This window comes from Sphingomonas sp. SP4 (genome assembly GCF_058313375.1).
On record NZ_JBZFLE010000002.1, the window covers coordinates 596,708 to 608,943 of the forward strand.

Below are 12,236 nucleotides of genomic sequence, written 5' to 3' on the forward strand. Positions count from 1 at the left end.
GCCTCTCAGCAGAGGACGAGGGACTGCGCGAGACCCGCTTCCGACGTCTCCTTATACTTCGGGTTCATGTCCTTGGCGGTCTGCGCCATAGCCACGATCACTGTGTCGACGTCGACGCGCCGGTTGGCCGGGATCTCGTTGTTCGCGATGAGATAGCCGGTCCAGGCCTTCACCGCGCCGAACGCGCAACGCTCAATGCAGGGGACCTGTACGAAGCCGGCAACCGGGTCGCATGTCATCCCAAGATGGTGCTCGAGCGCGGCCCCTGCCCCGTTCGCCGAAACCTGTGGCGGAGCTCCATGCGCGGCCGCGATAGCCGACGCGCCCATTGCCGACGCAACGCCGATCTCAGCCTGACATCCCCCTTCAGCGGCCGACAACGTCGCGTTGTGCTTGCAGAGGTATCCGATGATCGCGCCCGCAAGGAGCGCTTCCCGCTGCTGCTGATCCGACATCTTCGCGCCTTCCGGTCCCAGCGAATAGATGATCGCCGGCATCACACCCGCCGATCCGCCGGTGGGTGCGGTAATCACCAGGTGACCCCGGGCATTCTCTTCGGAGCCAGCTAGCGCTGCCGCCGCCACGAGGCCGATGCCCTTCCGCGCGGGCTCCTGGATGTTCTGGGCGTTCTTGTAGACATCGCCCGCCTTGGTCTTAAGCTTGATCGGTCCGGGGAGCGTGCCAGTCGGCGCGTTGAGCCCTGTCTTCACGGTTGCTCGCATCGCACCGAGGATCTTATCGAGGAAGGCGTTTATCTCCGCCTGATCCCTGCCCGAAATCGCAAGCTCGTTCGCGTAAGCGAGTTGCGCCAGCGTGATGTTGTCGCGCTTCGTATGCGCGAGCACCTCCGCCATGGTCGAATAAGGATATTTGGGCGGGTTCTTCTTGGGCGGTGTGTAGCCCTTCCATTCGATGAAGCCGCCGCCGACCGAATAATATTCCTGCTCCAGCAGCACCTTGTCGCCTGCGAGCAACGAGACCTTCATCGTGTTCGGGTGGTGGAAGTCGCCCTTAGTGGCGTCGTATATGATGTCCTTCAGGCTGACGTTGATCGTCTTGTTGCCGAGCTTGACCGGGAACGTCTTGTTCGGATTCGCGGCCATTTCGTCGAGAATCTTGGTATCGATTGTCGCGGGCTCGTAGCCCGCTAGGCCCGCCAGGGCCGCGCGCTCCGTCCCGTGTCCTTTGCCGGTCGCACTAAGGCTGCCGTACAAGTTCACGCGAAGCGCCGTTGCCTGCGCGAGCTGATCTGCCGGCAGCTTCGACGCGCGCTGGTAGAAATCATAGGTGATCCGCATCGGCCCGATCGTGTGCGACGAGGAAGGCCCCGGTCCGACTTTGTAGAATTCGTCGACCAAGGTCATCACCGGCCCTTTGCTGTCCTTGACGACCTGAAGGTTCGGATCGAGCGGCTGAGACCCGAGCGGCGGCCCAGCAGGCGTTTGCGCCCATAACGGATTGACGCGGCCGCCAAGGGCAACGACCGCCGCGGCCATCGCACTTCGCATCATGAATGATCGACGATCGGATCCAATGGGCGGCTCGGTGAAATCGAGCTGCGGTATCGCGAATTCGCTATGATCTGAGTTGTCCATCTCGTGCCCTCCCGGACTTCACAGCCGACGCGCACTCTCCGCCTCTTCGAAGGCGAAACCCCCTTAGGTATTTGGTGGGAGGATACGCTGGCGGCGACCCCCGGGTATCGGGACCAACCCGGACCGGTCGCCCATAGAATTGCTGAGAAACCCTTGCCCGATCTGCGCAGGTAATTCGGCCCCTGCGTCAGGATATTTGCGGATTGGAGGATTCGGGACCTCTCCTATTCTGCACCTGCCGATCTCGACGCGGCCGGGAGGGGGCAAGTCTTGGCTCGCTGTGAGATCGTCTGCGTCACTCAGATGTGAGCGATCAAAAGGAGGGCAGGGATGTCCGTGCTGGAGGCACCGGCAAGAGCCGAAACTCACGATCACGATAAGTTCCACAGGCTGGTTGCAACCGCGCTTAAGCACCCCCCGGCCATTACGGCCGTCGCCCACCCTTGCGATCGCGTCTCGCTCGAAAGCGTCGTCGAGGCGGCTAGACTACGGTTGATCGAACCGATCCTTGTCGGGCCAGAGGAACGCATCCGGGCCGTCGCCAAGGAATATGATCTCGACATCAATGGCTTCGAGATCGTCAACGCCGAGTACAGTGAAGATTCTGCGGCTAAAGCGGTAGCGCTCGTCCGCGACGGCCGTGCCGATGCCTTGATGAAAGGCAGCCTCCATACCGACGAATTGATGGGCGCCGTCGTCAAGCGCGATACGGGGCTGAGAACGTCGCGCCGCATTAGCCACTGCTTCGTGATGGACGTCCCACATCACGATCAGCCGCTCGTGATTACCGATGCGGCAGTCAACATCGCACCTGATCTGAAATGCAAGGTCGACATTGTGCAGAATGCGATTGACCTGGTGCACGCGCTCGGCACCAAAGACGTTCGCGTGGCGATCCTGAGCGCGATGGAGAGCGTCAATCCCGACGTTCCGTCCACGCTCGAAGCTGCTGCTCTGTGCAAGATGGCGGACCGGGGCCAAATCACCGGCGGGATCCTCGACGGCCCGCTCGCACTCGATAACGCAATCAGCACCGAGGCGGCGGCGATCAAGAAGATCAATTCGCCAGTCGCGGGTCGCGCCAATGTCCTCGTGGTGCCCGACCTCGAAGCCGGCAACATGCTCGCGAAGAGCCTCTCGTTCCTTGCCGGCGCAGATGCGGCGGGTATCGTCCTGGGTGCGAAGGTGCCCATCATCCTGACGAGCCGGGCCGACGAGGAGATTGCCCGAATTGCGTCGTGCGCGGTGGCGCAGCTGCTGGTAGCCGCCCGTAAGGCGAATGCTTCTGCGGCGATCAGGTAGGGAGCGCGACATGGCTCGGCAGATCGCGGTCATCAACGCCGGCTCATCCAGCATCAAGTTCGCGGTCTTCGACGTCGACCGGGAGCAGTCGCTCCGCTTTCGCGGGCAGGTGGAAAAGATCGGGGTGGCTCCGCGCCTGAGCGTCGAGGGGCGGGAAGGCGAAACATTAGCCGAGAATGAGTGGGGCGCCAAAGATCTGGACCATCGCTCCGCCACCAAGATCATCCTGCAAACGGCCATCGCGCTTCTGGGCGGGGAGGCTGTCGAAGGTATCGGTCATCGAGTTGTGCACGGCGGAACGAAGTTCACCGAGCCGACGCCTGTGACCAGGTCCGTAGTCGAGGAGTTGAAGGCGCTCATACCTCTGGCGCCGCTGCATCAGCCCCACAATCTGGCGCCGATCGAAGCGATCATGTCGGAAGCGCCGCACATTCCCCAGGTTGCCTGCTTCGATACCGCTTTCCACCAAAGCCAACCGCATCTCGCTCAAGCGTTCGCGCTCCCCCGCGAGATCACGGACGCAGGGGTGCGCCGCTACGGCTTTCACGGACTTTCATACGAATATGTCAGCGGGAAATTGCGCGAGGCGGCTCCCGACTATGCCGACAAGAAGATCATCATCGCGCACCTCGGGAATGGGGCAAGCCTCTGCGCGCTGGACCAAGGCAAGAGTGTAGCCACGACCATGGGATTCACTGCCGTCGAAGGCCTCATGATGGGAACCCGCTGCGGCTCGATCGATCCAGGGGTGCTGATCTACTTGATGGACGAGCAGAAGCTGAACGCCCGCGAGCTCGAGAATCTCATCTACAAACGGTCGGGCCTGCTGGGCGTCTCAGGCATCACATCCGACATGCGCGAGTTGCGACTATCCGAGAAACCGTCGGCCAAAGAGGCGATCGACCTCTTCGTCTATCGCATCGTCCGCGAAATCGGCTCGCTGGCCGCCGCGCTTGGAGGGCTGGATGGCATCGTCTTCACCGGAGGCATCGGCCAACGCGACGCCAAGACGAGACGTGAAGTCATAGCCGGTTGTAAATGGCTCGGCGCCGAGATCGACGAGCAGGCGAACACGCTCGGCGAAGGGCGCATCGATGCGTCCTCGTCCAGCCTGCCCATCTGGGTTCTGGCTACCGACGAAGAGCGAGTCATCGCCCGTCATACGGCCGAAGCTATTGATCAGGTGAGCGACCGTTCCACGCAGGTAATCGAACCCGCAATGCCGCCGGTTCAAGGCTGAAGTCGCAACATCAGAAGGTGGCGGAGCGGGAGGGATTCGAACCCTCGATACGGTTTTGCCGTATACTCACTTTCCAGGCGAGCGCCTTCGACCACTCGGCCACCGCTCCGCATATCGCTGGAAAGCGGCTCCCTTAAGCGGCGACTCCCGTTCGGGCAAGGTTGCGGCTTGTGCCCGGCAGCCCCTATGCGATGACGCCATGCGCAGCTTTGGACCGCCGCCTTCCGCAGAAGAGATTGAGGCACTCGCAAGGCGCGCCCTGAACGGACTGCCGAAGCCTTTCAGCGAGAGCATCGGCGACATAGTCCTGCTGGTCGAGGAATTCGCCGACGACGCAACGCTCGGCACATTCGGCATCGAGGATCCGTTCGAGCTGAGCGGCGTCTATGAAGGCGTTCCCCTGACCGAGCGCAGCGTCGATCAGTCGGGCACCCTGCCCGAGCGTGTCCGCTTGTTCCGCCGCCCGATCCTTGATGAATGGGCAGCAAGCGACGACACGCTCGAACATCTCGTCGCCCACGTGCTGGTCCATGAGATAGGACACCATTTCGGACTCAGCGACGAAGACATGCACGCGCTGGAAGACAGCGTAGCGTGACATCGTTGCTGCGCTTCGAGGGCGTCACGCTGCGGCGCGGCGGGCGATTGCTGTTCGAGGAGCTCGACCTGGAGCTGGAGGCCGGACAGGCGCTCCAGGTTGCCGGACCCAATGGGATTGGCAAATCGAGCTTGATCCGGCTTGCGGCCGGCTTGCTTCGCCAGGACGGCGGCAGGGTTGAGCGCACGCCACTCGCCCTTGCCGATGATGCGCTCGCCCTCGATCGCGAGCTGACGCTGCGCCGCGCCCTTCAGTTCTGGCGCGGTTCAGTCGATGAAGCCATGCGGGTGCTCAGCATCGATCACCTCGCCGATGTTCCCGTCCGTCTGCTCTCATCCGGCCAGGCGAAGCGCGCCACGCTCGCTCGCGTCGCGGCATCGGGCGCGCGCCTGTGGCTGCTCGATGAGCCGCTGAATGCGCTCGATGCCGATGGCGTGCGGCGGCTTGGCGAACTGATCGAAAATCACCGTTCGTCCGGAGGAGCGCTACTCGCCGCGTCGCATCAGCCATTGCCCGGCAATTGGTCGCGGCTGGAGCTTTCCCGGTGATCGGCGCGCTCATCGTTCGCGATGTCCGGCGAGGTTTCACCGGTGCGGCTTGGCTGCCAATCGCATTCTTCCTGCTCGTCGCGACGCTGATGCCTTTCGCGATTGGCCCTGATGCCCAGCTGCTCGCTCGTGTAGGGTCCGGCGTACTATGGATCGCCGCATTGACCGCGGCTCTGCTGCCCATCGAGCGGCTGATCGAGCCCGACCGTGCGGATGGCGTTCTCGACCAGTTGGCCGTTCACGGGGTCGCAGAAGAGAGCTCGGCCATTGCCAAGATGGTTGCGCATTGGCTCACCTTCGCGCCGCTCCTGCTGTTGGCGGGTGTCTTCGCTGCTCCGCTTCTGGCCATGGATGGCTCGTCGCTGCTCAGGACCGAGCTCGCGTTGGCGGTCGGCACGCCGGGCCTCGCGGCGCTTTCCGTGGCTGTTGCCGCCGTCACAGCGGGACTGCCGCGGGCGGGAGCCCTGGCAGGGCTTCTCCTCCTTCCGCTGGCGGTTCCGCTGCTCATCTTCGGCGCAGCAGCGAGCGGAGACGATGGATCAGGGGCGCTCCTGCTCGAAGCGGCGATCTCAATGATGCTGATGGCCGGCGCGCCGTTCGTCGCCGGGGCCGCCATTCGAGCCGCTAGGACTTAGACCAGCGCGCGAAGATCGCCGTTGGGAGCAAGAGCCCGCGGGCTTCCTCGCGCACCGACATCTCTCCCATTTCAACTGTGCCTCCGAGGTCGCTCAGCGTCTGCTTCACGAGCTCGCCAATTGCGAGCGCCGACATGCGGACTGCGTAGACCGTCAGGACGAGGAAGCGACTGTTCTCGTCCAGCAGCTTCCGACAGTCGGCGAGCAGCGGAGCGAGGTTCTCCTCTAGCCGCCACACCTCTCCATCGGGCCCCCGTCCGAACTTCGGCGGGTCGAGCAGGATGCCATCGTAGCGTCTTCCGCGCCGCACCTCGCGCGCAGTGAACTTGCTGGCGTCGTCAACGATCCAGCGGATCGGGCGGTTGGCAAGCCCGGATAGATCGGCATTCTCCTTGCCCTGCTCGACCGACTTCTTCGACGCGTCGACATGTACCAGCCGCGCCCCGGCGTCGCTCAGTAGAAGACTGCCGACGCCGGTGTAGCCGAAAAGGTTGAGCACATCTGCTTCGGCGGAACGCCCACGCATCCAATCCCATTGAGGCGCCATGTCGGGGAAAAAGCCGAGATGGCGGAACGGCGTCAGCGAGGCATCGAACCGCACCGCGCCACGCGACAGCTCCCAGCTTCGCGGTACAGGACGATGCTGGACCCAGCGCCCTCCACCCTCTTCGTTCGATCCGGGAACGAAGGTCGCATCCGGGTCCCAGTCGTTTCGAGCTGGGTGCCACATCGCCTGTGGCTCCGGCCGGACCACGCGATATTTGCCGTAGCGCTCAAGCTTCTGACCACCGCCGCTGTCGATCAGGCCCCAGTCCTCCCAGGGCTCTGCGACGATCGTCTCGAGGGCGCTCACGCCGCGAGCGCGAGCTTCGCGCCCACCGACGCCACTGCTCGTGGCCCCGCGAGCATACGCGTACCCACCTCCCGCACCTCGTCGAGCGTGACGGCGTCGAGCCGCTCCACGATTTCATGCGGTTCGACCAAGCGGCCGTCACGCAGCAGCCGCGTGGCGAGGTAGCTCGCCTGGCCCCAGCAGCTTTCGAGACTCATCATCATGCCCGCCTTGGCGAGCGCTCGCGCCCGTTCGAGCTCCCGCTTCTCCAAGCCCATTGCCGCTTCTGAGAGCACGCGTTCGATCTCGCGGTGCACGAGTTCTGCATCAGCGCGGTCGGCGGCCACATAGGTCCAGAACAGGCCCGCATCGGCAAAGTTCTGCGCACCGGCAGATACGGAATAAGCCAGGCCCTGCTCCTCGCGCAGCTCCTGGAACAAGCGCGATGAGGAGCCAGCCCCGACCACATCCGCGAACAATTGGGAGGCATAGGCGTCGGGTGCAGCCCACTCAGGCGCGCCCATCGCAATCGCGATATGCGCCTGGTCGCTCTTCCGCTTCCCGAAGCGGCGACCGCCGACGAAATGGGCCGCCTCAGGCTTCTCATGCAGCGATGGCTTCATGTCGCCGAGCGTTTCCTCGGCGAGATCCACCAGCTCCTGATGATGCAATTTGCCCGCGCCAACCAGAAGCAGGTCCGAAGGCGCATATTGCGTTCGCAGCCAATCGTGCAGGTCTGCGACGGTGATGGCGCGGATCGTCTCTTCGACACCGAGGACCGAGCAACCCAGTGCCTGGTCGGGGAATGCCGCTTCCTGCAGTTGCTCGAACACCACGTCAGAGGGCGTGTCCAAAGCCTCGGCCAACTCTTGCAAGACGACCTTCTTCTCAAGCTCGAGATGACGCTCTTCGAAATGTGGGCGCCGGATCATGTCAGCGAGCAAACGCACCCCGAGCGCCAAATCGGGCGCCAACAAGCTGGCATAGAAAGCCGTCAGCTCGCGATCGGTCGAGGCATTGAGGTCTCCGCCGACACTTTCGACCAAATCACTAATTTCCCGCGCCGACCGGCCGCCGGCGCCCTTGAACACCATATGCTCGAACAGGTGCGCGATGCCGTTCAGGGGCCGTTGCTCGTGTCGTGAGCCAGTCGCCGCATAGAGGCCGACCGCGATCGTCTCCACGCTTTGCATTGGACGGCTCGCAACGCGGAGGCCGTTGGACAAGGTGGTCAGCGTCATCATGGCGCGGACGCTTCCTGCCCCAGCCGCTTCCGAAGGGCCAGCGCGTAAATCACGAAGGCGATGGCGGCAAAGCTGAACCACTGGATCGCATAGGATCGATGATTATTCGGGATGGAACGGACGGACGGCGCAGCGCTCGGCTCCAGTCCCGGGGGAGCGCCGGCCGCAACCAGTCGCATCTGCGTCTTGCGATCAGGCCCGATGATGCCGCTGACCAGCCCACCTTTCCAATTCACCTTCGCATTGGGGTCCTTCGACCAGCCCACTTCAACGCTCATGCCCGGTCCTTCGGCACCGGTCGAGCAATCGATGATGTGCACATATCCGGGCTCGCCCGCGCGGTTCTCGCCGGCGACGGCACGCTGCGTGACGGGCCGCATGCACATCCCCGTCGCATGCCGAAACAGGGGCAGGTGGTCGGCACGCAATGGCTCAGTCGGCCAAGTGATCGGCGGGAGCCGGTCGGCCGCGGCATATTGCGCGATCAGAGCTTCCTTCCACTGCGCACGCTTCAGCTGCCAGATACCGAGGCCGATCATAATGCCGACCGCAACCAACACGATCAGCGTCGGGATGATGGGAAGACGACGGATCATTTGGCAATGCGCCCCTCTCGCGCGCGGTGCCGGTATTCCTGGCCGAGCAGCCAGGCCTTCGACACGCGCAGACTTCCGATCGTCAGCGCAGTCGCGACCGGGATCCAGACGAGGTGCACCCACCAAGGCGGAGAGAAAGCGCCGTCGACGACCAGCGCGCATACGACCACGATCGTTCCGACGAAGAAGATCAGGAAGGCGGCCGGTCCGTCACCGACGTTGAAACTGTCGAAGTCCAGGCCGCAGGCCGGGCACTTGTCAGCGAAGCTCACCCAGCCGCGAAAGAGCGTATGCGCTCCGCACTTAGGGCAGTCGCCGGCGAACGCAGCCTTCAACGCTGAAGGCTCGGCGGCCGCCGGCGGTAGAGAGCTCACCCCGCGTGCGGCGCGCCCCAGCCGCCCCAGACGTAGATCGTCGTGAACAGGAACAGCCAGACGACGTCGACGAAGTGCCAGTACCAGGCGGCAGCTTCGAAGCCGAAGTGCTGCTTCGGCGTGAAGTCGCCCTTGTAGGACCGGATCAGGCAGACGATCAGGAAGATGGTGCCGACGATCACGTGGAAGCCGTGGAAGCCCGTCGCCATGAAGAAGGTCGAACCGTAGATGCTGCCCTTAAACGCGAAAGGCGCATGGGCATATTCCCAGCCCTGCACGAAAGTGAAGGTCAGGCCCAGCAGGATCGTCAGCCATAGGCCGAGCTTCAAGCCATTACGGTCGCCGTGAATCAGCGAGTGGTGCGCGTAGGTAACCGTCGTGCCCGAGCAGAGCAGGATCATGGTGTTGAGCAGCGGGAAGCCCCACGGGTTCAGCACCTCGATACCCTTCGGCGGCCAGTGTCCGCCGACCGCCTCGACGGGGGACGGGAACAGCGAGCTGTCGAAAAAGGCCCAGAACCAGGCGAGGAAGAACATCACCTCCGAGGCGATGAACAGGATCATGCCGTAGCGCAGGTGCAGCTGCACCACCGGCGTGTGATAGCCCTCGTGCGCTTCCTTGATGGTGTTCGACCACCAATTGTACATGGTGACCAGCACGCCGAGCAGGCCGAGCGCGAACACGAACTTGCCGTACGGGTTCGCATGCCACCACATCACCAGACCGCTGAACAGCACGCCGCCAGAAATGGCGCCGATCAGTGGCCAGGGATCCGGTTCCACCAAATGGTAATCATGGTTCTTCGTCGCCGCCATGTTTGTAGACGCTTTCCCTCTTTGATTTTGCGAAGGCTCTAGCGAGCCGCGGTGACGGTTTCCACCGGATAAAATGTATAGCTGAGCGTAATCTGGTCGATGTCCTTCGTGTCAGGGTCCTTCTTGATCGCCGGATCGACGAAAAACAGCACGGGCATATCGACCGTTTGCCCGGGCTGCAGCGTCTGCTCGTTGAAGCAGAAGCATTGGATCTTCTTGAAATATTTGCCGACCTGGTCGGGGCTTACGTTGTACGCTGCCTGGCCTGTGATCGCGCGGGCCGAGAGGTTCTGCGCTCGGTAGAAAATCTTCGTCTGCGCACCCGGCGCGACATTCACGGTCGTTTGCTCCGGCTCGAAGCGCCACGGCAGCCCTGGATGGGTGTTGGCGTCGAAGCGAACGCTGACCTGCCCGGCAACTGCCCCGGGAGCGCGCTCTGCCCGCAGCGGCGTCCCACCAAAGCCGGTGATGGAGCAGAAGGTCCGGTATAGGGCAGGCGATGCGAAGGCGAGGCCGATCATGGCCGCGACGATCAGGCCCATCCACATCGCTGTGCGAGCATTTTTCTGCGCTACGGCAGTCACCAATTGATCCCTGTCTTGGCTAGGGTGATGAAGAAAAGAAGGATGACGAAAGCGCCCAACAGCCAGGCCATGACCCGGGCGCGCTCGCGCTGCCGCTTACGGATCAGCTCGACTTCGCCATCCCTGAGCTTCGGCACTTCGTTGGTCACCCGGCGATCCACCGATCGGCAACCAGCACAGTGAACAAGGCGAAGAGGTAAAAGACCGAGAAAGCGAAGAGATGCTTCTCAGGCCCCATCCCGGCCGGCTCGGCCGCGCGGTTGGTGAGCACCCGCGCGGCCAGCGCGACGAACACGAAATTGAGAATGATAGCGCAGACGCCGTAGACCGGACCCGTCAAACCTAGCGGCCAAGGCGCGATCGCAGCAGCGGCCATCGGCAGGCTGTAGTAGAAGATCTGGCGGCGCGTGGTCTCGGTGCCCGACACGACCGGAAGCATGGGGATTCCAGCCGCGGCATAATCCGAGCGGACGAACAGCGACAGCGCCCAGAAATGCGGGGGCGTCCACAGGAAGACGATCGCGAACAGCAGCAGTGGCAGCGGCGCGAAATGCCCCGTCGCGGCCACCCATCCGATCAGGGGCGGGAAAGCGCCAGCGGCGCCACCGATGACGATATTCTGTGGCGTCCGCGGCTTCAGCCAGATCGTATAGATGAAGACGTAGAAGAGGATCGACGCCAAAAGGAGCGCGGCAGCGAGCCAGTTGGTCGCGAGACCCATCAGCAGGACGGAGAAGCCCGCGAGCCCGACACCGAAGTGAAGCGCGGACTGACGGTCCATCCGTCCATCTGGAAGCGGTCGCTTCGACGTGCGCCGCATCTTTGCGTCGACGTCCACCTCGTACCACTGGTTGAGCGCACCGCATGCTCCCGCTCCCAGCGCGATGCACAGGATCGCCGTGAAGCCCAGCGCCAGCGGCGGCAGATCCGGCGCGGCAAGCAGACCGGCGAGGCCGCTGAACACGACCAGGCTCATGACGCGCGGCTTCGTAAGCGCGAGGAAATCGCGCCAGTCGGCGGGAAGCGCGGCTGGATTCGTCATGTCCATGGCGGGCATGGCCGCGCCTATAAGTGCTCGGTCCGCAGAGGAAAAGCCTCAGCTATCGAGAGTTCATGCTGGGCTGCTATGCGGATGGTCATGAAGCACCGAATCCTCGCTGCCGCGCTGCTTGCGGCCTGTTCCGCCCCATTGTTCGCCCAAGCTGCGCCGAGCGCTCCGTCGGAAGCTCCGGCAGCCAAGGAAGATCTGGTTCCTGTCGCAATCGACACGAACCTCGGAAGGATCGTCATTTCTGTGGACCGCGGCCGTGCGCCGATCACGGCGGGCAACTTCCTGCGCTACGTCGACGCGCACCGGCTCGATGGCGAGACCTTCTACCGCGCGATGCACATGCCTGCCGCGAACGGAGCCGCCGGCGGCCTGGTCCAGTTCGGTGTGCGCAGCGACACGCGCAAGCTCTTCCCGCCGATCGCCGATGAGCCGAGCACGAAGACAGGCATCAAGCATGTCGCCGGCGCCATCTCCATGGCCCGCAACGAGCCCAACAGCGCCCGCGCCGATTTCTTCATCTTGCTCAGTGACACGCCCGGCTTCGACGCAGGCGGCAATGCGGCGGATGCCAACGGCTTCGCCGCCTTCGGCCACGTCACCGAGGGCATGGACGTCGTGAACAAGATCTTCGCCGCGCCCACGTCACCGACGAAGGGCGAAGGCGTGATGAAGGGCCAGATGCTCGAACCGCCGGTGAAGATCATCAAGGCGACGCGGGTAAAGTAGGGAATTCGGCGCTTCCTTAAGGGGGAGCTATCACGCCTTACGTGGCGTAGCCGACATCACCGAGGCCGCAGCAGCCTGATGCTTGCAAGCGGGTGC

General features: G+C 63.5%; 15 protein-coding genes and 1 tRNA gene. 6 read left to right on the plus strand and 10 right to left on the minus strand.

Annotated elements, in window-relative coordinates; all coding sequences use genetic code 11:
- Positions 1-5 precede the first annotated feature (5 nt).
- Positions 6-1,595 (minus strand): L-serine ammonia-lyase, encoded by a 1,590-nt coding sequence (locus tag AC4GYV_RS12250; RefSeq protein WP_491100985.1) that lies wholly within the window; start codon positions 1,593-1,595, stop codon positions 6-8.
- Between the two features lie 330 nt (positions 1,596-1,925).
- Between AC4GYV_RS12250 and AC4GYV_RS12255 the strand changes: the two genes are divergently transcribed.
- Together AC4GYV_RS12255 and AC4GYV_RS12260 are read left to right on the plus strand one after the other, a co-directional pair.
- On the plus strand, positions 1,926-2,897 hold the full coding sequence (locus AC4GYV_RS12255) for a phosphate acetyltransferase (protein WP_491100986.1): 972 nt from the start codon (positions 1,926-1,928) through the stop codon (positions 2,895-2,897).
- A gap of 10 nt (positions 2,898-2,907) precedes the next feature.
- Positions 2,908-4,137, plus strand: coding sequence for an acetate/propionate family kinase (locus AC4GYV_RS12260; RefSeq protein ID WP_491100987.1), 1,230 nt, complete (start codon positions 2,908-2,910; stop codon positions 4,135-4,137).
- An 18-nt stretch (positions 4,138-4,155) separates the two neighbouring features.
- Here the strand turns inward: AC4GYV_RS12260 and AC4GYV_RS12265 are convergent.
- A tRNA-Ser gene (locus AC4GYV_RS12265) sits at positions 4,156-4,246 on the minus strand.
- Positions 4,247-4,336: 90 nt separating this feature from the next.
- Here AC4GYV_RS12265 and AC4GYV_RS12270 point away from each other — a divergent pair.
- From AC4GYV_RS12270 to AC4GYV_RS12280, 3 genes are read left to right on the plus strand one after another with little or no spacing between them, the layout of a single operon-like run.
- Positions 4,337-4,735 carry a metallopeptidase family protein gene (locus AC4GYV_RS12270; RefSeq protein ID WP_491100988.1) on the plus strand — a complete coding sequence of 133 codons (399 nt, stop codon included), beginning with the start codon at positions 4,337-4,339 and terminating at the stop codon, positions 4,733-4,735.
- Entirely contained in the window at positions 4,732-5,283 is a 552-nt protein-coding gene (ccmA, locus tag AC4GYV_RS12275; protein ID WP_491100989.1) for a heme ABC exporter ATP-binding protein CcmA, read from the plus strand. The genes AC4GYV_RS12270 and ccmA overlap by 4 nt, the downstream gene beginning before the upstream one ends.
- Positions 5,280-5,918, plus strand: a complete 639-nt coding sequence (locus AC4GYV_RS12280; RefSeq protein ID WP_491100990.1) for a heme exporter protein CcmB — start codon at positions 5,280-5,282, stop codon at positions 5,916-5,918. The genes ccmA and AC4GYV_RS12280 overlap by 4 nt, the downstream gene beginning before the upstream one ends.
- Here the strand turns inward: AC4GYV_RS12280 and AC4GYV_RS12285 are convergent.
- The 8 genes from AC4GYV_RS12285 to AC4GYV_RS12320 are packed head-to-tail and all read right to left on the minus strand — an operon-like array spanning position 5,908 to position 11,420.
- The gene (locus AC4GYV_RS12285) at positions 5,908-6,771 is read right to left on the minus strand and encodes a class I SAM-dependent methyltransferase (protein WP_491100991.1); all 864 of its coding nucleotides are present in this window, start codon (positions 6,769-6,771) and stop codon (positions 5,908-5,910) included. The two genes, AC4GYV_RS12280 and AC4GYV_RS12285, sit on opposite strands and share 11 nt — an antisense overlap.
- Positions 6,768-7,994, minus strand: coding sequence for a M16 family metallopeptidase (locus AC4GYV_RS12290; protein WP_491100992.1), 1,227 nt, complete (start codon positions 7,992-7,994; stop codon positions 6,768-6,770). The genes AC4GYV_RS12285 and AC4GYV_RS12290 overlap by 4 nt, the downstream gene beginning before the upstream one ends.
- Complete coding sequence (locus AC4GYV_RS12295; RefSeq protein ID WP_491100993.1) at positions 7,991-8,590, minus strand: SURF1 family protein; 600 nt, start codon at positions 8,588-8,590, stop codon at positions 7,991-7,993. Before AC4GYV_RS12295 ends, AC4GYV_RS12290 begins: the two co-directional genes overlap by 4 nt.
- On the minus strand, positions 8,587-8,964 hold the full coding sequence (locus tag AC4GYV_RS12300) for a DUF983 domain-containing protein (RefSeq protein ID WP_491100994.1): 378 nt from the start codon (positions 8,962-8,964) through the stop codon (positions 8,587-8,589). Before AC4GYV_RS12300 ends, AC4GYV_RS12295 begins: the two co-directional genes overlap by 4 nt.
- Positions 8,961-9,779, minus strand: a complete 819-nt coding sequence (locus AC4GYV_RS12305) for a cytochrome c oxidase subunit 3 (protein WP_491100995.1) — start codon at positions 9,777-9,779, stop codon at positions 8,961-8,963. The genes AC4GYV_RS12300 and AC4GYV_RS12305 overlap by 4 nt, the downstream gene beginning before the upstream one ends.
- A 38-nt stretch (positions 9,780-9,817) precedes the next feature.
- On the minus strand, positions 9,818-10,363 hold the full coding sequence (locus tag AC4GYV_RS12310) for a cytochrome c oxidase assembly protein (protein WP_491100996.1): 546 nt from the start codon (positions 10,361-10,363) through the stop codon (positions 9,818-9,820).
- On the minus strand, positions 10,360-10,512 hold the full coding sequence (locus AC4GYV_RS12315; protein WP_491100997.1) for a cytochrome c oxidase system small membrane protein: 153 nt from the start codon (positions 10,510-10,512) through the stop codon (positions 10,360-10,362). The genes AC4GYV_RS12310 and AC4GYV_RS12315 overlap by 4 nt, the downstream gene beginning before the upstream one ends.
- Positions 10,509-11,420, minus strand: coding sequence for a heme o synthase (locus tag AC4GYV_RS12320; RefSeq protein WP_491100998.1), 912 nt, complete (start codon positions 11,418-11,420; stop codon positions 10,509-10,511). The genes AC4GYV_RS12315 and AC4GYV_RS12320 overlap by 4 nt, the downstream gene beginning before the upstream one ends.
- An 81-nt stretch (positions 11,421-11,501) precedes the next feature.
- On the opposite strand from AC4GYV_RS12320, the gene AC4GYV_RS12325 reads away from it, so the two are divergent.
- Complete coding sequence (locus AC4GYV_RS12325) at positions 11,502-12,140, plus strand: peptidylprolyl isomerase (protein WP_491100999.1); 639 nt, start codon at positions 11,502-11,504, stop codon at positions 12,138-12,140.
- Positions 12,141-12,236: the final 96 nt, after the last annotated feature.